Raw genomic sequence first — 19,501 nt, forward strand, 5'->3', positions numbered from 1 at the left:
CGACGGGGCGGGATTTTTCGGGATTAAACGGGCCGCTGGGCGCGTTTATCGCCTCTGACCGAGGTTGTGCGGAATCCGTTCCTGATTAGGACGCGGCTGGCCGGCGGATCATCGCTGGCGGCGGGGCACAATGCTGTCCTGTGCCTGTCGTGACGGCGGCTTTTCCCGGGAAAGCCTTCGAAAGAGGCTGGAGGCCGCGCGGTCCGGCCGCGGATCCCTAGCGGGGCAGGCGCAGGAGCCGCGGCCGCCAGATGCCCAGGACGACGTTCGCCGTGGCCACCGCCAGCAACACCCAGAGCGTCCCGCGCTCCGGCCCGAGGCTGGCCGCCAGGGTGGCGGGATCGACCCGTCCCGCCAGCGCCAGGGCGCTCTGCTCCGCCTCCTGGCGCATCGGCCCCTGCACGTAGACGAGCACGCCCTCGAACATCAGCACCCCGGTGGCGAGCTTCAGCCAGGCCCAGCCCGCGTTGAGGAAGCCGCGGTTCAGGGTCATGGCCAGCAGCCCGGAGACCAGGGTCAGCGCCAGGCTCGGCAGGACGATCCAGGTGGCGACCGCCCCCATGGCGGCCCGTGCCGCGGCGTAGCCGTCGAGGGCGCTCGGCGGCGGCGCCGCGCCGAGCATGACGACGAGGGCCGCCATCGCGCCCAGAAGGCCGGTCGACCCCATCGTGTGGAGGAACTTCATCAGGCGTCGCGTCACGCGTCCGGCCCCCGGCTCAGGATCGACCGATCCTAGCCCGGACGGACGGCGCGGCGGTAGCCGGCGCGCGCCTACTACCCAATCCGGCGGATCCCTTCGGGATGGCGGATGTGGGCTTCGCGCACGCGCCGCGCTGGCTTGCCGATCCGGGCACCGCTTCGATCGAGCGGAGCCCGGATCAGCCGTCCCGGTCGGGCGCCACGTGGATCCGGGCGCCGGCCTCGGCCAGGCGCCGCAGCTCCTCGCGCGGCTCCGGCGAATCCGTCACCAGGGTCCAGTCGCGCGGAAGCGGCGCCCAGGCGGTCTGCTCGGCCCGGCCGAGCTTGCCCGCATTGGCCAGCACGATCACCTCGCGCGCCTGGCGCATCATGAGGGACTTGAGGGCGACCTGGTCGAGGCTCGCCTCGCACAGGCCGCGCCCGGCCACGACGCCGTCGGCGCTGACGATCGCCCGGTCCGCCGTCATCAGGCGCAGGGCCTCGATGGCGAGGGGGCCGACGGTGCTCATGCTGGTGGCCCGGAGCGCGCCCCCGAGGACGACGAGGTCGAGGTCCGGCGCCTCGGCCAGGAAGGGCAGCAGCGCGAGGTTGTTGGTGATGATCCGCAGTCGCCGCTTGGCCAGGAGCTGGCCGAAGGCCGCCACCGTCGAGCCGGCGTCGAGGATCAGCGTGTCCCCGTCCGCCACGAGGTCGAGGGCGGCGCGGGCGATCGCCCGCTTCTCCGCGCCGTTCACGGCGAGCCGCTCGGTCAGGGTGGTCTCGGGCGGGTGGCGCGTCAGGATCGCCCCGCCATAGGTCCGGCGCACGGCCCGGGTGGCGGAGAGGTGCTGGAGGTCGCGGCGGACCGTGGAGGCGGAGACCTTCAGGCGGGCCGCCACGTCGTCGACGTCGATCTCGCCGACGCTCAGCGCCTCCAGCAGCAACGCCCGACGCTCCTGGCTGCGCATCGACATGGGTTCGTGGCTCTCCCGGCTTCGATCCCTCGTCATGGCCGAGGTCGCGGCCGCTGGCCAGGGCGTTTCGCCCGGATCGGCGGCGACGCGACAGGACCCACGCGGTCTCAGGCGGCGATCGATTTCGGCGCGAGGTCGACGGCCTGGCGCAGGGCCTCGATCAGGCTGCGCTCGTCCGCGATCCCCGTGCCGGCGATGTCGAAGGCCGTGCCGTGGTCGACGGAGGTGCGGATCACCGGCAGGCCCACGGTGATGTTCACCCCCGCCTCGAGTCCCAGGACCTTGATCGGGCCGTGGCCCTGATCGTGGTACATGGCCACCACCATGTCGTAGTCGCCGCGCCCGGCGAGGAAGAACAGCGTGTCGGCGGGCAGCGGTCCGCGCACGTCCCAGCCCTTCGCCCGGCAGGCCGCGATGGCCGGGGCGATCTTCTCCGCCTCCTCGCCCCGCCCGAACAGGCCGTTCTCGCCCGCATGGGGATTGATGGCGCAGACGCCGATCTTCGGATCGGCGAGGCCCGCCTTCACCAGGACGGCGTGGCCGCGGGCGATGACGCGCTCGACGAGGCCGGGCTCGATCTTCGCGATGGCGTCGATGAGGCCGATATGGGTGGTGACGTGGATCACCCGCAGCTTGGGCGAGACCAGCATCATCGAGACCTCCGGCGTGCCGGTGAGGTGGGCGAGGAGCTCGGTGTGGCCGGGGAACCTGTGGCCGGCGGCGTGGAGCGCCTCCTTGGACAGGGGCGCCGTGCAGATGCCCTGGGCCTGCCCGGCCTGGACCACCGCCACGGCCTTCTCGATGTAGCGGTAGGCCGCCTCCCCGGCGACCGGCGAGACCTGCCCGAACGGCAGGTCGGCGGGCACGACCTTGAGGTCGAGGCACTGCACAGCGCCGCCGTCGAAATCCGCCTCCCCGGCCGCCGACAGGGCATCGACCGTCAGGCCGGAGCCGACGATCCGGCCGGCCTGCCGCAGGCGCTCGGCGTCGCCGATGACCAGGGGCCGGCACGTCGCCTGGACGTCGGCATGCCCCAGAGCCTTCATGATGATCTCCGGCCCGATGCCGGCGGGGTCGCCCATGGTGATCGCGAGCGTGGGGCGGGTCATGAGAAGCGTCCTTCGAGTCGGGCGGCGCGCAGGCGCTCGCGAATGCGGATGAGGGAGTCGGCGTCGCCGAAAGCGCCGGCCTTGGTGGCGACCGGCACGGCGAGGCGCCCCAGGGTCAGGCCGAGGGAGACCCCCGGCTCGATCTCGTCGACGAGGCGGATGCCGTCGACGCCGAAGCGCGCCAGCAGCGCCGCGGCGGTCTCGCCGCCGGTGGCCGCCACGGCACCGATCCGGCAGGCCACCGGGTCGAGGGCTTCGGCGAGGCCCCGGGCCAGGCGCGGTCCGAGGGCCATGTCGGGCTCGCCCGCGGTGGTGATCTCCACCAGGGCGTCGCCCCCGGCCTCGAGGATGGCGGCGACGCGGTCGGCGAAGGCGGCCCGGGCCGGGCCGTCGACGAGCAGCGTCCCCGGGTCCACGGGCAGGTGGGTGACGCCGTCCCGTCCGGCAAGCCGGCGGGCGGCCGCGCGGCTGGCGGCGGCCAGCGAGCCGACCACGATCAGGCTGCCGAAGCGGCTCGGCGCGTGGGACGGGGGCTGCATCGCCGGTGCCGCCGGGAGGGCGGCGAGCGCATGGGCGAGGCCCGCGCTGCCGATGAAGAACGGGGCCGGCGCCAGGGACAGGCCCGCCGCCGCGATCCGGTCGAGGTCGGCCTCGGTCTCGGCATCGCAGACCGCGACGGCCGGCCCCGTCGCGGCGATTCGGGCCAGCTCCGCGGCCAAGTCGGCGACCAAGTCGGCGGCCAAGTCGCCGCCGCGGCCGGTCCCGCGCACGGTAGCGAGCGACACCGTCTCGCTGCGGATCCCCGCGCCGGCGAGGATGGCCCGGAGGTCGGCGCTCGCGTAGGTGTGGTCGCGCCGCCAGACCTCCGCCGCCTCCAGGGGGCGGCCGTCGACCCGGACCCGGCCCTCCAGGGTGGTCCGGCCGGTGGCCGGGAAGGCCGGGGCGCAGATCCCGAAGGCGGACCCGGTCCGGGCCGCCAGGACCGCCAGGGTGGCGGCGGTCTCGGCGGCGGGCTGGCCCCGGAGGGTCGAATCGATCTTCTTGAACAGGACCCGGTCCGGCGCGAACCAGCGCGCCAGCAGGGCGGCGTGCCGCGCCGCCGCCGCGTCCCCGGACAGGCCGCGGCTGTCGGCGTCGTAGGCCAGCACCGCGAGGTCCCGGTCGGCGATGCCCGCGGCCTCCCCCCAGGTCACCGCCGCGTCGAGGCCGCGCCGCCCGAAGGCGATGGCGCAGTCGGCCGCCCCCGTCAGGTCGTCGGCGAGGATGAGCCAGCGGCGGGCCGAATCGGCGGCGGTCATGTCAGCGGCCGGCGACGGGCTGCGCGGGGGCCGCGACCTCCGGGCTCCCGGTCTCGGCCTCGGCCTCGCCGCCGCCGAAGCGCCGGGACGCCCAGGCGGTGGCGATCGGCACCAGGATCGCCGTCACGACGACGCAGGCCGCCACCAGGATCGTCGCCGGTCCGGCGGCCTCGGCATAGGCCGGGTTGGCCGAGGCGACGATCGCCGGCACGGCGGCGGCGTTGCCCGCCGTCGAGGCCGCCGCGATCCCGGCGACGCCGGTCCCCCCCGTGAGCCGGTCGGCGAAGAACAGCGGGATGCCGGTGACCACCACCACGGCGACGCCCATGGCGAGGCCGAGCAGGCCGGCCTGCCAGACCTTGGTCAGGTCGAGGCCGGCCCCCAGGGCGAAGGCGAAGAACGGGATCATCACGGGGATCGCCCGGCTGAGGAAGGCGCGCATCTCCCGGTCGAGGTTGCCGATGATCATGCCGACGAGGAGCGGCAGGATCGCGCCCACCAGGGTCTGCCAGGGAAAGGCCGAGAGTCCGGCGACGCCGAGGGTCACCATGGTGAGGAACGGCCCGCTCTCCAGGGACATCACCGTGTAGGCCCCGACGTCGCGGGGGCGGCCGTACTGGCCCATCAGGGCCATGTAGAGGCCCCCGTTGGTGTCGTTCATGGCGGCGACCACCGCCAGGGTGGAGAGGCCCGCGAACATGCCGGCCGCGACGGGCGCCTCGCCGAGGACCTGCCCGAAGACCAGCCCCAGCAGGATGGCGATGCCGACCTTCACGACCAGCAGGGTGCCGCCCTTCTTCATGATGTAGGGCGTCGCGCGGAAGTCGATGCTGGCGCCCATGCAGACGTAGAAGACCGCCAGGATCGTCAGGGCGCCGGAGAAGAGCGCGCCCGTGAACGAGCCGAACAACTTCGGGGTGCCGGGAAAGAAGGTGGCGATCAGGGCGCCGGCCAGGAGCGGCACCACCATCATGCCGCCGGGCACCGCCTCGATGGCCCGCTTGATCGGAATCTGCATGCGCGTCTCCTCCGTGCGCGTTTCGCGCAATTTTTTCGCTTTTGACGATTTTTTTCGTCGCACGCGACCGGAAATCGACCGCAACGATTCGCTCATTCTGCGCATAACGCGCATGACGTCAACAATTTTGCGTGATACGCGCAATCTTGAGCGGGCGCCCTGGCGGCGCATCCCGTCGAGGCCGAATCGCTTCGCGGCCCGCCATCTCCGCCGTCGGGGGCGCGCCTCAGGACAGCAGGCCGGGGAGCGCCAGGGCGGTGGTGGTGACGCCGATGGCGGCGAGCAGCGCCAGGACGAGGGCGCGGAACCGGCGCTGGTCGATCTGCGCGAACAGCGACAGTCCGGCCAGCACGCTGACGAGGACGATGGGGAGGCCGAGGGCGAGGTCGCCCAGGAGCTCGGGCGGGAACGGGTTGAGCACGGCCAGGATCGCCAGGGACCAGACCTGCAGGACCAGGGTGAAGCTCTGGTAGACCGCCCGCTGCATGCGCGGGTCCCAGCCGCGCACCAGGCTCCAGGCGGTGGGAAGCGCGCCCGACAGCCCGGCGATGCCGCCGAGGATGCCGCCGAGGAAGCCCACGGCGCCGTCGCTCCAGGCATTGCCGAACGACACCCGGAAGTCGCTGCGCAGCAGCGCCACGCCGGCGCTGTAGAGGATCAGGAAGACCCCGATCAGCACCTTGATCAGAGCGGGGTTGAGATCGTTCAGGAGGTAGATGCCGATCGGCGCCCCGAGGAGGCCGGGGCCGATCATCGCCAGGGCCGTCGCCCGCGGCGGCAGGGTCCGCAGCCGCATCACCGACAGGGCCTGCGAGAGGATGCTGCAGGTCAGCACCAGGGCCGTCGCCTCGACGGGCGCCCGGATCGACAGCAGGGTGCCGGAGGCCACCAGGGCGAAGGCGAAGCCCGTCAGGCCGGAGATGAGGCCGGCGCAGCTCAGGCACAGGACGATCTGGAGGGTCTCGCTCACGCTGCGTCTCGGTCTGCCGGGAAATCGTCGGGGTGCGTGACGGCCGGACCGCACGACGCGAGTACTTATGTCTTATATAAGATTACCGCGGGATCAAGCTGGTGCCTGCCTGGACGGCGCGCTCCGGAGGCTGAGGCGATACGCTGGAGTTCGTTCCCCCCGCCCGGATCCCCGGTCGAGACAGATTCGCCTCGCGGATTGACGTCGGAAAATCTCATGTCTTATATAAGACTCAGTCGCCGCAAAGAGCCGACGGCTTCACCCAGGAGGATCTCGGAATGAACAGCCACGCCGGATCGGGCGAGGGGCGGACGAAGCCGCACCTTCTCGCCCACAGCCCGCTGGACAACGTCGCCGTCGCGGTCATCGAGGGCCTGCGTGCCGACACCGATGCGTTCGGCGTCATCACCGAGGACGATTCGACCTTCGCGGTGCATGTCCGCCACGACATCCCGATCGGCCACAAGGTGGCGCTCACCGACCTGAAGGCCGGCGATACGGCCATCAAGTACGGCCAGGACATCGGCAAGATCGTCCAGGACGTCGCCAAGGGCGAACACGTCCATGTCCAGAACCTCAAGACGAAGCGCTGGTGAGGTCGCGATGCCCGGAGAGACCATCATGAACGCCCCCGAGACCACCTCCCCCTTCGTCGGCGGAGCCCCCGACCAGTTCGCCACCGGCGCCCTCGGCGCCGCCCGCCCCTCGGCGGACATCGCGGCCGCCACCTTCATGGGCTGGCGCCGCGAGAACGGCCGCGTCGGCGTGCGCAACCACGTCGTCCTCCTGCCCCTGGACGATCTCTCGAACGCCTCCTGCGAGGCGGTCGCCAACCTCGTCAAGGGCACGATGGCCCTGCCCCACGCCTATGGCCGCCTGCAGTTCGGCGAGGATCTCGAGCTCCATTTCCGCACCCTGATCGGCATCGGCTCCAACCCGAACGTCGCCGCCGTGGTGGTGATCGGCATCGAGGACCAGTGGACCAACCGGATCGTCGAGGGCATCGCCAAGACCGGCAAGCCCGTGGTCGGCTTCGGCATCGAGGGGCACGGCGACATCGCCACCATCGCCAAGGCGAGCTACCAGGCCAAGCGCTTCGTGCAGTGGGCGACCGAGCTGCCCCGCGAGGAATGCCCGATCTCGGACCTCTGGATCTCGACGAAGTGCGGCGAGTCCGACACCACCACCGGCCTGTCCTCCTGCCCCACCGTGGGCAACCTCTACGACAAGCTGATCCCGCAGGGGATCTACGGCGTGTTCGGCGAGACCTCGGAGATCACCGGCGCCGAGCACCTCTGCCGCGAGCGCGCCGCCACGCCGGAGATCGGCGACAAGTGGTTCGCCATGTGGAAGTCCTACCAGGACGACGTCATCGAGGCCCACAAGACCGACGACCTCTCGGATTCCCAGCCGACCAAGGGCAACATCCTCGGCGGCCTGAGCACCATCGAGGAGAAGGCGCTCGGCAACCTCGAGAAGATCGGCCACGACTGCCGCTACATCGACGCGCTGCAGCCGGCCGAGTCCCCCGCCCGGGGACCGGGCCTGTACTACATGGACACCTCCTCGGCGGCGGCCGAGTGCGTGACCCTGATGGCGGCGGCGGGCTACGTGGTCCACACCTTCCCCACCGGCCAGGGCAACGTCATCGGCAACCCGATCGTCCCGGTGATCAAGATCACCGGCAACCCACGCACGGTGCGCACCATGGGCGAGCACATCGACGTCGACGTCTCGGGCGTGCTCACCCGGGAGATGACCATCCCGCAGGCCGGCGACGCCCTGATCGACATGGTGGTGCGGACCGCGAACGGACGGCTCACGGCCGCCGAATCCCTCGGCCACCGCGAGTTCGTGATGACGAAGCTGTACCGGAGCGCCTGACCGGCGGCCTCTCCCGCCGCGTTCCGGCCTGGAACGCGGCGTCCCGCCCCGACGCCATCGGGGTTTTCGCGAAGGCGGAGTTTTTTCGCGAAGGGATGAAGACCGCGCAGCGGCGCATCCCGTTCGAAGCGCGCGTGGGAGGAATGCCGATGCGGTTCGCGCCAATGAAATTCTTGCGATCGATCTACGGCCAGGTCCTGATCGGCATCGCCCTCGGCATCGTCGTGGGCGTGCTGGCCCCCGGCTTCGCCGTCGGCCTGAAGATCCTCGGCGACATGTTCATCAACCTGATCAAGATGGTCGTCGGGCCGGTGATCTTCTGCACGGTGGTGGTCGGCATCGCCCATGTGGGCGACATGAAGAGCGTCGGCCGCATGGGCCTGAAAACCCTCGTGTACTTCGAGGTCTCGACCACCGTGGCCCTCGGCGCCGGCCTCCTCTTCGTCAACCTGCTGCGGCCGGGCGACGGCATCAACGCCACGGTGGAGAGCCTGGACGCCCAGAGCGTCGCCACGATCGCCGGCAAGGCCCACGCCCAGAGCGTGATGGAGATCATCGCCAACATCATCCCGCACAGCGCTGTCGACGCCTTCGCCAAGGGCGACCTGCTGCAGGTGATGTTCTTCTCCGTGCTGGTGGGGATGGGCCTCGCCGCCATGGGGCCAAAGGGGCAGTTCCCCCTCCGGGTCATCCACGCCTTCGGCGAGATCCTGATGAAGGTCGTGGGCATCATCATGCGCTTCGCCCCCATCGGGGCGTTCGGGGCCATGGCCTTCACCATCGGCAAGTTCGGCCTCGGCATCCTGGCCCAGTACGGGATGCTGATCCTGTCCCTCTACCTGACCTTCTTCGTGTTCATCGTGCTGTTCCTCGGCGGCGTGATGCGGTTCTACGTAGGCCTGAGCCTGTGGAAGCTGTTCCTCTACGTCCGCGAGGAGATGTTCATCCTGCTCGGCACGACCAGCACGGAATCGGTCCTGCCGCGCCTGATGGCCAAGCTCGGCGGACTCTCCGTCGAGAAGGGCGTCACCGGCCTGGTGATGCCGGCGGGCCTGTCCTTCAACATGGACGGCTCGTGCATCTACCTCACCATGGCGATCGGCTTCATCGCCCAGGCGCTCAACATCCCGCTCACCTGGGAGCAGGAGCTCGGGATCCTCGCCATCGCGCTGGTGACCTCGAAGGGGGTGGCCGGGGTCGCCGGGGCCATCCTGTTCGTGCTCGCCGCCACCCTGCAGGCGTCCCAGCTCCTCCCCGTCGCCGGCATCGCGCTGATCATCGGCGTCGACCGCATCCTCAACGAGCTGCGCTGCATCACCAACGCCATCGGCAACATGGTGGCGACCCTGGTGATCGCCCGCTGGGAGGGCAAGATCGACCTCGCCCATGCCCGCGCCGTCCTCGACGGACGCATCCAGCCCGACCTCGACAGCCTGGACGAGCCGGACGAGGCGATGGCGGAGGCGCCCGCCCCCACCGCCCCGAGCCCGGCCCGCCACCGGGCGATGCCCGCCGCGATCCCCGCCACCTGACGGGCCGCGTCCCCGCAAACCGGAGGCCCAGCGCCGTGACACCATCCACCCTGACGCCCTCAGAGACGACGACATCCCGAACCGGCCGCGTGCCGAAGGTCGTGATCGCCGAGTTCATGGACGAGGCCGCCATCGCGGCCGAGCTCGGCGGGTTCGCGACCCTGTACGACCCGGCCCTGGTCGACCGGCCGGAGGACCTGCGGGCGGCGCTGGCCGATGCGGACGCCCTCGTGGTCCGCAACCGCACCCAGGTGAGCGCGGCCCTCCTGGCCGCCGCCCCCGACCTGAAGGTGGTCGGGCGCCTCGGCGTCGGCCTCGACAACATCGACCTCGCGGCCTGCCGGGCCCGCGGCGTCGCCGTCTATCCCGCCACCGGCGCCAACGACGTCGCGGTGGCCGAGTACGTGATCGGCACCGCCATGCTCCTCCTGCGCGGCGCCTACGGGGCCAGCGCCGCGGTGGCGGCCGGGACCTGGCCGCGCAATGCCCTGATGGGCCGGGAGATCTCGGGCAAGCGCCTCGGCCTCGTCGGCTTCGGCGCCATCGCCCGCGAGACCGCCCGCCGTGCCCTCGCCCTCGGGATGGAGGTCTCGGCCCACGACCCCTTCCTGCCGGCCGACGACCCGGCCTGGCGGCCGGATTGCGGTTTGGTGGCGCGCGCCGATCTCGCCGGGCTCATCGCCGAAAGCGACGTCCTGTCCCTGCACGTGCCGCTGACGCCCGAGACCCGGGGGATGATCGATGCGGACGCCCTCGCCCGGATGCCCGCCGGGGCGGTGCTCATCAATGCCGCCCGGGGCGAGGTGGTCGACGGCGCGGCCGTGGCGGCGGCTTTGCGGGCCGGGCATCTCGGCGGGGCCGCCCTCGACGTCTTCCCGCAGGAACCCCTCGCGGCCGCCGCGGGCGCCCTCTTCCGCGACGTGCCCAACCTCATCCTGACGCCGCACATCGCCGGGGTGACCCGGGAATCGAACGTGCGCGTGTCCCGCGTCACGGCCCAGGCCGTGCGCCGCCACCTCTCCGAGGACTGAAACGCCATGACCACCCTGAGCCTCGCCGCCGCCCACGCCCTCGTCAGCGAGGCCCTGGTCCGCTGCGGAACCCGCGCGCCCGCTGCCCGCAGCGTCGCCCGCGCCCTCGTGGGCGCCGAGGCCGACGGGCTGAAGGGCCACGGGATCTCGCGGGTGGCCGCCTATGCGGCCCAGGTCCGGGCCGGCAAGGTGGTGGGCGACGCCGCGGTCGCGGTGAGCCGACCCCGGCCCGGGCTCCTCGCCGTCGATGCCGCCCACGGCTTCGCCTACCCGGCCCTCGACGCGGTGGTGGAGCAACTCCCGGCCGTGGTCCGTGCGCAGGGCGTCGCGGCGGCCGGCATCCGGCGCTCGCACCATTGCGGCGCGGCCGGCCGTCCCGTCGAGGCCCTGGCCGAGGCCGGGCTCGTGGCGATCCTGCTGGCCAACACCCCCGCCGCCATGGCGCCCTGGGGCGGATCCCGGGCGGTGTTCGGGACGAACCCCCTCGCCTTCGCCTGCCCCCTGCCCGGCCGCGCGCCGATCGTGGTCGACCTGTCCCTGTCGAAGGTGGCCCGCGGCGCGATCATGGCCGCCCGCCAGCGCGGCGAGGCCATCCCCGAGGGCTGGGCCCTCGATGCCGCGGGCGCGCCGACCACCGACCCGGCCGCGGCCCTGAAGGGCACCATGGTGCCGCTCGGCGACGCCAAGGGCACGGCGCTGGCCCTGATGGTGGAACTCCTCGCGGCCGGCCTGACCGGCGGGCGCTTCGCCGGCGAGGCGAGCTCGTTCCTCGACGCCGAGGGCGATCCGCCGGGCACCGGGCAGCTCGTCATCGCCCTCGCGGCGGATGCCTTCGGCCCCGGGGCGCTGGCCCGGTTCGCGGAGCTCGCCGGCTCCATCGAGGCGCAGGACGGGGCCCGCCTGCCCGGGGCCCGCCGCCTCGCCCTCCGGGCCCGGGCCGAGGCCGAGGGGCTCGCCGTCCCGGACGCCCTCGTGGCCGAGATCGAGGCGCTCTGACGATGAAGGCCGCCCTCCCGAGCGGGACCCGCCCCCGGCCGCCGGCCCTGCGGATCGACCGATTGCCCGGAGCGGGGCTCGGCCTTAACGAGGGACGGGACACCGTGCTGGGAAACCTCTCCTTTCCTCCGCCCACGCCCGGGGAGCAGCGGCGCACCGACATGGAACGCACAGGTGGGAATGCGGTGGGTTTCCGGCCGCTCTATCGGCAGGTCTACGACACGCTCCTGCGCCGCCTCGCCGACGCCGTTTGGCAGCCGGGCCAGATCCTGCCCAGCGAGGGCGTGCTGGCGGCCGAGCTCGGCGTCAGCCAGGGCACGGTCCGCAAGGCCCTCGACGCCCTCACCGCCGACAGCCTGCTGGTGCGCCGCCAGGGGCGCGGCACCTTCGTGGCCGAGCACGACGACAAGCAGAGCGTCTTCCGCTTCTTCAAGCTGCGCCCCGACGGGGCGGTGGCCGGCACCCCGACCAGCCGCGTCGTGGCGATCGCGGAGGCCGCGGCCACCATCGACGAGCGCGACCGGCTCGCCCTCCTGCGCAACGCGCGCGTGGTGCGGCTGGAGCGGGTGCGCGCCCTCGACGGACGGATCTGCCTCGTCGAGACGATCGCCGTGCCGTCGAGCCTGTTCCCCGGCCTGGCCGCGATGGAGCTCCCGAACACGCTCTACAGCCTCTACGCGACCCGGTTCGGCATCACGATCGCCACCGCGCACGAGCGCCTGAAGGCGATCGCCCTGGCCCCCGACAAGGCGCCCCTGCTGGGGGTGCCGGCGGGGATTCCGGTGCTCGAGGTCGACCGGGTCGCCGTCGATCTCGAGGACCGGCCGGTGGAGTGGCGCCTGTCGACCTGCCTCACCGAGGACATCCACTACGCCTCCGTCCTGCGCTGACCGCGCGGGACGCCTTCAGCCGGACGGGAGAGACCGGGATGACCGAGACCGATCGCAGAACGCTCCTCCGGCAGGCCGGGGCCGGCCTGCTCGCGGCGTCCGGCGCCGCCCTGGCGCCCTGGGCGGCCCGGGCCGGCGAGGTCGTCACCCTGCCCTTCGGCAACGGCGAGCGCCCCCTGGTGGCCTATCCGGGCAAGCGCCCGCTCCTGCAGATGACGGCGCGGCCGCCGCAGCTCGAGACGCCCTTCGCGGTGTTCGACGAAGGGGTGATCACGCCGAACGACGCCTTCTTCGTTCGCTACCACCTCGCCGACATTCCGACCGCGATCGATCCCGAGGCCTTCCGCCTGACGGTGTCGGGGCATGTGGACGGACCGGTCGGGCTGTCGCTGGCCGCCCTGAAGGCGATGCCGTCCGTCGAGATCGTCGCGGTCAACCAGTGCTCGGGCAATTCGCGTGGCTTCGTCGCGCCGCGGGTCGCCGGCGGGCAGCTCGCCAACGGCGCCATGGGCAACGCCCGCTGGACCGGCGTGCCCCTGAAGGCCGTGCTCGACCGGGCGGGCGTGAAGGCCGGGGCGGTGCAGGTCGTCTTCGAGGGCCTCGACGGCCCGGTCCTGCCCGAGACCCCGGACTTCGCCAAGGCGCTCGCCATCGACCATGCCCGCGACGGCGAGGTGATGCTGGCCTGGGCCATGAACGGCGAGGACCTGCCCTGGCTCAACGGCTATCCCTTGCGCCTCGTGGTGCCGGGCTTCTACGGCACCTACTGGGTCAAGCACCTCAACGCGATCACGGTGACGGACAAGCCTTACGAGGGATTCTGGATGCGCGCGGCCTACCGCATCCCGGACAATGCCTGCGCCTGCGTCGAGCCCGGCCAGACCCCCAAGGCCACCGTGCCGATCAACCGCTTCGCCATCCGCTCCTTCGTCACCAACCTGGCCGACGGGGCCGCGATCCCGGCCGGCCGGACGGCGTTGCGCGGCATCGCCTTCGACGGCGGTTCGGGCATCCGGGCGGTGGCGGTCTCCACCGATGACGGGCGAAGCTGGACGGAGGCGAACCTCGGCCCCGATCTGGGGCGCTATGCGTTCCGGCCCTGGACCCTGTCGGTCGACCTCCCCGCGGGGGCGCATGCCCTCCGGGTCCGGGCGACGGGCCAGGACGGCGCCACCCAGCCGATGGAACCGCGCTGGAACCCGCCGGGCTACATGCGCAACGTCGTCGAGACCGTCCGGGTGCAGGCCGCATGAGGAGAGACAGGATGACCGTGCGTTCCCGCGCGGCGGCGCTGGCCGCCACCGGCCTCCTGGCCGGACTTTGGGCCGGCCTGCCGGCCGCCGCCGCGCCCCGGACCTACGACCTGCCGGAGCCGACCGCGCAGCTGCGCTCGGCCCCCGGCCACGAGGCCGGCCGCGCGTCAGCCGAGGCCCATTGCCAGAGCTGCCACGGGGTGGACTACATCGCGATGCAGCCGCCGGGCCAGGGCGCGGCCTTCTGGACCAGCGAGGTGACGAAGATGCGCAAGGTCTATCGCGCCCCGGTCGACGAGGCGGACGGCAAGGCCATCGCGGACTACCTCGCGGCGGCGTACTAGGCGTCGGACCGAATGACGGACGCCGCACCGGGCGGCGCCGGACCCTTACAGGATGGCGGTGATGAAGGCGGCAACCTGCGCATGAGCGTTCGCGACCATCTGCGCCACCGGCTCGTCGGCCAGGTAGACGCGGCTCGCCGTCAGAGTTGCGGCGACCAGCCAGAAGCCGATCACGGCGACGCTGCGCGCCCGACGGTCGCCCGCGGTGGGGGCGCCCTGGCACGCGATCTCGACGGGCTCGCCGAAGGGATCGTAGGCCATCGCTGCGTTGTCGGACCGGTTGCTCATGGGGGTGAATGTCGCGCTTCGACCCTGCCCAATCAATGGATGGGTTTTGCGAAGATTTTCGCCACGGGAGAGCATTGTTCTCGCGGCCGTGCCCGGGGCAGAATTTCCTTCCGATTGCCTCGCGGAAAGGCAGCATGAGCACCAAGAGCATCACGACGGCCCCCGCCGGAGCGGGCAAGCCGGAGGCCGCCGGTGGCCGGATCGCCTCCCTGGTGCCCGGCCTCTGCGTCTGCCTCGCCGTCACGGCGGCGGCCCTGGCCGTCCAGGCCCTGGAGGAGCGCGCCACGGGCCACCCCTACGTCGAGGCCCTGGTCATCGCGATCCTGCTGGGGATCGCGCTGCGCACCCTGTGGAGCCCGGGCGAGCGCTTCCGGGCCGGCATCGCCTTCTCGGCCAAGCAGGTGCTCGAACTGGCCGTCACCCTGCTCGGCGCCTCGATCAGCCTCGGGGCCATCGTCGCCTCCGGCACGAGCCTCCTCCTGGGCATCGTCGCCACGGTGGTGCTGGCGATCGTGGCCAGCTACGCCATCTGCCGGGTGCTCGGCCTGCCGTCCCGCATGGCGATCCTGGTGGCCTGCGGCAACGCGATCTGCGGCAACTCCGCCATCGCCGCGGTGGCGCCGGTGATCGGGGCCGACAGCAAGGACGTGGTGGCCGCCATCGCCTTCACGGCGGTGCTCGGCGTGCTGATGGTGCTGGGCCTGCCTCTGTTCATCCCCCTCGCCGGCCTGTCCGAGCACCAGTACGGCACCCTGGCGGGCCTCACCGTCTATGCGGTGCCGCAGGTGCTCGCCGCCACGGTGCCGGTGGGCATCCTGGCGACCCAGGTCGGCACCCTGGTCAAGCTCGTGCGCGTCCTGATGCTCGGGCCGGTGGTTGTGGCCTTCTCGTTCATCGCGCCGCACTTGCCGGCGGAGGGCGCGTCGGCCAAGGGCCGGCCCGGGCGCCTCGGCTTCTTCAAGATCGTGCCCTGGTTCATCCTGGGCTTCCTGGCGCTCGCGACCCTGCGCTCGGCCGGGCTCATCCCGGACGCGGCCTCCCAGCCGGTGACGCGGCTGGCGGGCCTCCTCACCGTGGTGTCGATGGCGGCGCTCGGCCTCGGCGTCGACGTGCGGGTGCTGGCGCGGGTGGGCGGCCGGGTCACCCTGGCGGTGACCGGCTCCCTCGTCGTCCTCCTGGTCGTCAGCCTGTCCCTGATCTGGGCCCTCGGGATCGCCTGAGCGGGTCCCCGGCGGCGGCCCGAATCCGGCCGCCGCTCGTCCGTCAGGCGGAACGGCCCTCTCGGAGGAAGGGCCTGTCTCAGACGAAGTGCTTGGAGAGCTTCAGCCCCTGGGCCTGGTAGTTCGAGCCCGCGCCCGCGCCGTACAGGGTGGCGGGGCGCTCGGCCATGCGCTCGTAGACGAGGCGGCCGACGATCTGGCCGTCCTCGAGCAGGAACGGCACGTCGCGCGAGCGCACCTCGAGGACGGCGCGGGCCCCCGCTCCGCCCGCGGCGGCGAAGCCGAAGCCCGGATCGAAGAAGCCGGCGTAGTGGACCCGGAACTCGCCGACCAGGGGGTCGAACGGCACCATCTCGGCGGCGAAGTCGGGCGGCACCTGCACGGCCTCCTTGGAGGCCAGGATGTAGAACTGGCCGGGATCGAGGATCAGGGCCCGGGACGGGTCGGCGTGCAGGGGCTCCCAGAAATCCGCTGCCCGGTGCGTGCCCGGGGCGTCGACGTCGACGAGGCCGGTATGGCGCCGGGCGCGGTAGCCGATGAGGCCGGAGAAGCCCGCAAGGTCGATGGAGACGCCGATGCCGCCCTGGAAGGTCGGGTTCGGGGCGTCGACCAGGGGCGAGGCCGCGTGCAGGGCGGCGAGGTCGGCGTCGGTGAGGCGGGGCTCGCCGCGCCGGAACCGGATCTGCGACAGGCGCGAGCCGGTGCGGACCTTCACCGGGAAGGTGCGGGGCGAGATCTCCGCATAGAGCGGCCCGTGATAGCCGGCTTCAACTTGGTCGAAGGCGGCGCCCCGGTCGGTGATGACGCGGGTGAAGACGTCGATGCGGCCGGTGGAGCTCTTCGGGTTGGCGCTGGCGGCGAGGTCGCCCGGTAGGGCGAGATGCTCCTGCAGCTCGGCGATGTACACGCAGCCCGTTTCCAGCACGGCCCCGTGGCGCAGGTCCATCTCGTGCAGGGCGAAGGCCTCGATGCAGGCGGAGACCGTGCGGGTGCCGGGCAGGAAGCTGGTGCGCACGCGGAACACCCGGGCGCCGAGGCGCAGGTCGAGGCTCGCGGGCTGGATCTGGTCGGGCGCGTAGGGCGTGTCGGGCCGGATCGCGCCCGCGCGCGTCAGCGCTGCGATCCCGGCCGCGGCCAGAATCCCGTGCTGGCGGCTGTCCGCCCCGTCCTGCATCGCGGCCCTAATCCCGTCTTGCATCCGCTCGCACCACCCGCTCGTCGATCGGGCACCACCCCGGCGGCCGGGGCGGGAACGCCGCATTCTGCACGAAATGCGGCCGGATCGCCTAAGGTCCGGTTAAGCCTCCGGGTCTTGCGCGATCCGCAGGACGATCCAGGCGAGGACGAGGCGCGCGATGGCGCCCATGGCGATCAGACCCGCGAGCGCGCTGGCGAGGATCGGGAAGCCGGCGGGCCAGGCCGCCAGGGCGACGGCGAACAGGACCGTGCCGAGGCCGGCGGCCGGTCCGAAGGCCAGCACCAGGGAGGGCAGGCCGGCGATCCGGGGCGGCCCGCCTCCGCGGCGGGCCAGCCAGGCCCCCGCCCCCTGCGCCAGCCCGTCGAGGGCCAGCGCCACGGCCAGCGCCAGGGCGGCCCAGCCGTTGCGCTCGGGCGCGGCCCAGGCGAAGGCGGCGGTCAGGCCCGCGAGGGCGAGGCTGGCGAGGAGGGCCCGGCCGGCGGACCGGACGGACGGGCGCGAAACGGTCTCCTCGACCACGGGGCACGGACCTCGTTCTTGCGCGGGCACCCCCGCATTCGCCACGATTGACGCGGTTTTGCGAGGGCCGTACCACGACGCCCTGTGCTTGTCGCGAACGCAGCGCGCTCGGGGTTCAGGTCCGGCCAGGGAGGCATGACGGGGATGTACAAGGCCCAGACGCGCGGGATCAGCGTGACCGTGATGCCACGCTTCGTCGAGGAAGAATCGTCGCCGGCCGAGAGCCGCTACTTCTTCGCCTACACGGTCGAGATCGTGAACAACGGCCCCGAGCAGGTGCAACTGCGCTCCCGCCACTGGCGCATCGTCGACGGGCGCGGCGAGACCCAGGAGGTCCGCGGCGCCGGGGTGGTCGGCAAGCAGCCGGTGCTCGAGCCGGGCGAATCGTTCAGCTACACCAGCGGCTGCCCGCTCACCACGCCGGACGGCCTGATGGCCGGCAGCTACACCATGGCGACCCATGGGGGCGAGAGCTTCGAGGCGGAGATCCCGGCCTTCTCGCTCGATTCGCCCCATGTCCGCCGCAGCGTGCACTAGGGCGATGTCCACCGAAGGCCCGCGCCTGGAGACCCTCGACTGGCTGGCGCGGCTCGTGGCCTTCGACACCGAGAGTTCGAAATCGAACCTCGCGCTCATCGACTGCGTGGCGGCCGCCCTCGACGACCTCCGCGTGCCCTTCGTCCGCGTGCCCAACGCGGCCGGCGACAAGGCGGCCCTGTTCGCCACCATCGGCCCGATGGTCGACGGCGGCATCGTGCTCTCGGGCCATACCGACGTGGTGCCGGTGACGGGGCAGGCCTGGAGCGCCGACCCCTTCACTCTGCGGGTGGCGGACGGGCGTGCCTACGGGCGCGGCGCCGTCGACATGAAGGGCTTCTGCGCCCTGGCGCTCGCGGCGATCCCGCGCTTCCAGGCCGCCGGCCTCGAGCGTCCGATCCACATCCTCCTGTCCTACGACGAGGAGACCACCTGCCTGGGTGTGGCCGACACGATCGCGCGGTTCGGGGCCGACCTGCCGCGCCCGGGCGCGGTGATCGTCGGCGAGCCCACCGACCTCGAAGTGGCCGACGCGCACAAGAGCATCGTCACCTATCTCACCACCGTGCACGGGCACGAGGCCCACTCGGCCAAGCCGATGCTCGGGGCCAACGCCGTGATGGCGGCGGCCGACCTCGTCTCGGAGCTGAACCGGATCGCCGACGCGATGATCGCCCGGGGCGACGCCTCGGGCCGCTTCGACCCGCCCGCCACCACCGTGCATGTGGGCACCATCGCGGGTGGCACGGCCCGCAACATCCTGCCCAAGGTCTGCACCTTCCACTGGGAGTTCCGCGGCCTGCCCGACCTCGACATGGGCGAGATCCCCGCCCTGTTCGAAGCCAAGGTGGGCACCGTGCTGCGCGACCGGCTCAACCGCTACGGCGATTACGGGCGGATCGAGACGCTGGAGGAGGTGGCGGTGCCGGGCCTCGCCCCGGAGCCCGGCTCGGCGGCCGAGCGGCTGGCCCTCCGGGTGGCGGAGCGCAACCACACGATCTCGGTGCCCTACGCCACGGAGGCCGGGCGCTTCCAGGTCGCCGGCATCCCCACCGTGGTCTGCGGCCCCGGCTCCATCGACCAGGCGCACCAGCCGGACGAGTACATCACGCTCGCGGCGCTCAAGGCCGGCGAGGCCTTCATGGACCGCCTCGCCGCGGCGTGCGTGACGCCATGACCGCCTTCACGCCCCGCACCATCGCGGCGGACGGGCCGGTGAAGCTGCGCCCGCTGGAGCGCGAGGACCTGATGTTCGTGCATCAGCTCAACAACAACGACAGCATCATGCGCTACTGGTTCGAGGAGGCCTACGAGTCCTTCGCCGAACTGGCGCAGCTCTACGAGCGCAACATCCACAACCAGACCGAGCGGCGCTTCATCATCGCCAATGCGGACGGCGCCCCCGCCGGCCTCGTCGAGCTCGTGGAGATCAACCACCTGCACCGGCGCTGCGAATTCCAGATCGCGATCCACCCGGCCTTCCAGGGCCAGGGCTACGCCCCGCGGGCCACGCGCATCGCCATGGACTACGCCTTCAGCGTCCTCAACATCCACAAGCTCTACCTGCACGTGGACAAGGACAATGCCCGCGCGGTGCGGATCTACGAGCGCTGCGGCTTCGAGCCCGAGGGCATCCTGAAGGACGAGTTCTTCGTCAACGGCAAGTACCGCGACGCGGTGCGGATGTGCCTGTTCCAGCCCGCCTACCTCGCCCGCCGGGGCGGCGGCGACATCGCCGATCCCGTCCTGAAGGCCTGAGCGC

Annotated in this window: 21 protein-coding genes; 12 read left to right on the top strand and 9 right to left on the bottom strand. The window is 72.4% G+C overall.

Annotated features, from left to right (window positions below):
* Positions 1–217: 217 nt before the first annotated feature.
* From AC6EUL_RS19420 to AC6EUL_RS19445, 6 genes are all read right to left on the bottom strand, one after another.
* Positions 218–685 carry a hypothetical protein gene (locus AC6EUL_RS19420; protein WP_056214274.1) on the bottom strand — a complete coding sequence of 156 codons (468 nt, stop codon included), beginning with the start codon at positions 683–685 and terminating at the stop codon, positions 218–220.
* 193 nt (positions 686–878) lie between these two features.
* Positions 879–1,652 (bottom strand): DeoR/GlpR family DNA-binding transcription regulator, encoded by a 774-nt coding sequence (locus tag AC6EUL_RS19425; protein WP_056214136.1) that lies wholly within the window; start codon positions 1,650–1,652, stop codon positions 879–881.
* Between the two features lie 107 nt (positions 1,653–1,759).
* Positions 1,760–2,761 (bottom strand): 4-hydroxythreonine-4-phosphate dehydrogenase PdxA, encoded by a 1,002-nt coding sequence (gene pdxA, locus AC6EUL_RS19430; protein ID WP_056214133.1) that lies wholly within the window; start codon positions 2,759–2,761, stop codon positions 1,760–1,762.
* Positions 2,758–4,059, bottom strand: a complete 1,302-nt coding sequence (locus AC6EUL_RS19435) for a four-carbon acid sugar kinase family protein (RefSeq protein WP_499872087.1) — start codon at positions 4,057–4,059, stop codon at positions 2,758–2,760. The genes pdxA and AC6EUL_RS19435 overlap by 4 nt, the downstream gene beginning before the upstream one ends.
* Before the next feature lies 1 nt (position 4,060).
* Positions 4,061–5,077 carry a 2-keto-3-deoxygluconate permease gene (locus AC6EUL_RS19440; protein WP_056214127.1) on the bottom strand — a complete coding sequence of 339 codons (1,017 nt, stop codon included), beginning with the start codon at positions 5,075–5,077 and terminating at the stop codon, positions 4,061–4,063.
* 226 nt (positions 5,078–5,303) lie between these two features.
* Entirely contained in the window at positions 5,304–6,047 is a 744-nt protein-coding gene (locus AC6EUL_RS19445) for a sulfite exporter TauE/SafE family protein (RefSeq protein ID WP_056214123.1), read from the bottom strand.
* Between the two features lie 278 nt (positions 6,048–6,325).
* Here AC6EUL_RS19445 and AC6EUL_RS19450 point away from each other — a divergent pair, with 278 nt between their 5' ends.
* The 8 genes from AC6EUL_RS19450 to sorB all read left to right on the top strand — a co-directional run bounded on the left by AC6EUL_RS19450 (position 6,326) and on the right by sorB (position 13,977).
* Complete coding sequence (locus AC6EUL_RS19450; protein WP_056214120.1) at positions 6,326–6,643, top strand: UxaA family hydrolase; 318 nt, start codon at positions 6,326–6,328, stop codon at positions 6,641–6,643.
* 7 nt (positions 6,644–6,650) lie between these two features.
* Positions 6,651–7,931: a UxaA family hydrolase gene (locus AC6EUL_RS19455; protein ID WP_056277703.1), complete on the top strand. Its 1,281-nt coding sequence runs from the start codon at positions 6,651–6,653 to the stop codon at positions 7,929–7,931.
* Between the two features lie 164 nt (positions 7,932–8,095).
* Entirely contained in the window at positions 8,096–9,463 is a 1,368-nt protein-coding gene (locus AC6EUL_RS19460) for a cation:dicarboxylate symporter family transporter (RefSeq protein ID WP_056277870.1), read from the top strand.
* A gap of 89 nt (positions 9,464–9,552) precedes the next feature.
* Complete coding sequence (locus AC6EUL_RS19465; protein ID WP_200927255.1) at positions 9,553–10,494, top strand: NAD(P)-dependent oxidoreductase; 942 nt, start codon at positions 9,553–9,555, stop codon at positions 10,492–10,494.
* Positions 10,495–10,500: 6 nt separating this feature from the next.
* A complete protein-coding gene (locus AC6EUL_RS19470) occupies positions 10,501–11,490 on the top strand; it encodes an Ldh family oxidoreductase (protein ID WP_499872091.1) in 990 nt (329 codons plus the stop codon).
* A 161-nt stretch (positions 11,491–11,651) separates the two neighbouring features.
* On the top strand, positions 11,652–12,380 hold the full coding sequence (locus AC6EUL_RS19475) for a GntR family transcriptional regulator (protein ID WP_056214262.1): 729 nt from the start codon (positions 11,652–11,654) through the stop codon (positions 12,378–12,380).
* Between the two features lie 38 nt (positions 12,381–12,418).
* Positions 12,419–13,633 (top strand): SorA family sulfite dehydrogenase catalytic subunit, encoded by a 1,215-nt coding sequence (gene sorA / locus AC6EUL_RS19480; RefSeq protein WP_499872094.1) that lies wholly within the window; start codon positions 12,419–12,421, stop codon positions 13,631–13,633.
* 11 nt (positions 13,634–13,644) lie between these two features.
* Complete coding sequence (gene sorB / locus AC6EUL_RS19485) at positions 13,645–13,977, top strand: SorB family sulfite dehydrogenase c-type cytochrome subunit (protein ID WP_056214110.1); 333 nt, start codon at positions 13,645–13,647, stop codon at positions 13,975–13,977.
* A 45-nt stretch (positions 13,978–14,022) separates the two neighbouring features.
* On the opposite strand, the gene AC6EUL_RS19490 is transcribed toward sorB, so the two are convergent.
* Positions 14,023–14,265 (bottom strand): hypothetical protein, encoded by a 243-nt coding sequence (locus AC6EUL_RS19490; RefSeq protein WP_056214107.1) that lies wholly within the window; start codon positions 14,263–14,265, stop codon positions 14,023–14,025.
* Positions 14,266–14,399: 134 nt separating this feature from the next.
* Between AC6EUL_RS19490 and AC6EUL_RS19495 the strand changes: the two genes are divergently transcribed.
* On the top strand, positions 14,400–15,485 hold the full coding sequence (locus tag AC6EUL_RS19495; protein ID WP_082501491.1) for a YeiH family protein: 1,086 nt from the start codon (positions 14,400–14,402) through the stop codon (positions 15,483–15,485).
* 79 nt (positions 15,486–15,564) lie between these two features.
* Here AC6EUL_RS19495 and AC6EUL_RS19500 read toward each other — a convergent pair whose 3' ends face one another.
* Both AC6EUL_RS19500 and AC6EUL_RS19505 read right to left on the bottom strand, forming a co-directional pair.
* Entirely contained in the window at positions 15,565–16,659 is a 1,095-nt protein-coding gene (locus AC6EUL_RS19500) for a 2'-deoxycytidine 5'-triphosphate deaminase (protein WP_499872097.1), read from the bottom strand.
* Between the two features lie 123 nt (positions 16,660–16,782).
* Complete coding sequence (locus tag AC6EUL_RS19505; RefSeq protein ID WP_056379702.1) at positions 16,783–17,202, bottom strand: hypothetical protein; 420 nt, start codon at positions 17,200–17,202, stop codon at positions 16,783–16,785.
* Positions 17,203–17,346: 144 nt separating this feature from the next.
* On the opposite strand from AC6EUL_RS19505, the gene apaG reads away from it, so the two are divergent.
* From apaG to speG, 3 genes are read left to right on the top strand one after another with little or no spacing between them, the layout of a single operon-like run.
* A complete protein-coding gene (gene apaG, locus AC6EUL_RS19510; RefSeq protein ID WP_055950877.1) occupies positions 17,347–17,739 on the top strand; it encodes a Co2+/Mg2+ efflux facilitator ApaG/CorD in 393 nt (130 codons plus the stop codon).
* A gap of 4 nt (positions 17,740–17,743) precedes the next feature.
* A complete protein-coding gene (argE, locus tag AC6EUL_RS19515) occupies positions 17,744–18,916 on the top strand; it encodes an acetylornithine deacetylase (RefSeq protein ID WP_499872099.1) in 1,173 nt (390 codons plus the stop codon).
* Complete coding sequence (gene speG, locus AC6EUL_RS19520) at positions 18,913–19,497, top strand: spermidine N1-acetyltransferase (RefSeq protein WP_056214091.1); 585 nt, start codon at positions 18,913–18,915, stop codon at positions 19,495–19,497. The genes argE and speG overlap by 4 nt, the downstream gene beginning before the upstream one ends.
* Positions 19,498–19,501: the final 4 nt, after the last annotated feature.

This window comes from Methylobacterium sp. 001424705, assembly GCF_059816145.1.

What these genes read in the sequence shown, in the direction of transcription:
- AC6EUL_RS19420 (WP_056214274.1), bottom strand. Translation starts at nt 685, where the DNA reads ATGAAGTTCCTCCACACGATGGGGTCGACCGGCCTTCTGGGCGCGATG.
- AC6EUL_RS19425 (WP_056214136.1), bottom strand. Translation starts at nt 1,652, where the DNA reads ATGTCGATGCGCAGCCAGGAGCGTCGGGCGTTGCTGCTGGAGGCGCTG.
- pdxA (WP_056214133.1), bottom strand. Translation starts at nt 2,761, where the DNA reads ATGACCCGCCCCACGCTCGCGATCACCATGGGCGACCCCGCCGGCATC.
- AC6EUL_RS19435 (WP_499872087.1), bottom strand. Translation starts at nt 4,059, where the DNA reads ATGACCGCCGCCGATTCGGCCCGCCGCTGGCTCATCCTCGCCGACGAC.
- AC6EUL_RS19440 (WP_056214127.1), bottom strand. Translation starts at nt 5,077, where the DNA reads ATGCAGATTCCGATCAAGCGGGCCATCGAGGCGGTGCCCGGCGGCATG.
- AC6EUL_RS19450 (WP_056214120.1), top strand. Translation starts at nt 6,326, where the DNA reads ATGAACAGCCACGCCGGATCGGGCGAGGGGCGGACGAAGCCGCACCTT.
- AC6EUL_RS19455 (WP_056277703.1), top strand. Translation starts at nt 6,651, where the DNA reads ATGCCCGGAGAGACCATCATGAACGCCCCCGAGACCACCTCCCCCTTC.
- AC6EUL_RS19460 (WP_056277870.1), top strand. Translation starts at nt 8,096, where the DNA reads ATGAAATTCTTGCGATCGATCTACGGCCAGGTCCTGATCGGCATCGCC.
- AC6EUL_RS19470 (WP_499872091.1), top strand. Translation starts at nt 10,501, where the DNA reads ATGACCACCCTGAGCCTCGCCGCCGCCCACGCCCTCGTCAGCGAGGCC.
- AC6EUL_RS19475 (WP_056214262.1), top strand. Translation starts at nt 11,652, where the DNA reads ATGGAACGCACAGGTGGGAATGCGGTGGGTTTCCGGCCGCTCTATCGG.
- sorA (WP_499872094.1), top strand. Translation starts at nt 12,419, where the DNA reads ATGACCGAGACCGATCGCAGAACGCTCCTCCGGCAGGCCGGGGCCGGC.
- sorB (WP_056214110.1), top strand. Translation starts at nt 13,645, where the DNA reads ATGACCGTGCGTTCCCGCGCGGCGGCGCTGGCCGCCACCGGCCTCCTG.
- AC6EUL_RS19490 (WP_056214107.1), bottom strand. Translation starts at nt 14,265, where the DNA reads ATGAGCAACCGGTCCGACAACGCAGCGATGGCCTACGATCCCTTCGGC.
- AC6EUL_RS19495 (WP_082501491.1), top strand. Translation starts at nt 14,400, where the DNA reads ATGAGCACCAAGAGCATCACGACGGCCCCCGCCGGAGCGGGCAAGCCG.
- AC6EUL_RS19500 (WP_499872097.1), bottom strand. Translation starts at nt 16,659, where the DNA reads ATGCAGGACGGGGCGGACAGCCGCCAGCACGGGATTCTGGCCGCGGCC.
- apaG (WP_055950877.1), top strand. Translation starts at nt 17,347, where the DNA reads ATGTACAAGGCCCAGACGCGCGGGATCAGCGTGACCGTGATGCCACGC.
- argE (WP_499872099.1), top strand. Translation starts at nt 17,744, where the DNA reads ATGTCCACCGAAGGCCCGCGCCTGGAGACCCTCGACTGGCTGGCGCGG.
- speG (WP_056214091.1), top strand. Translation starts at nt 18,913, where the DNA reads ATGACCGCCTTCACGCCCCGCACCATCGCGGCGGACGGGCCGGTGAAG.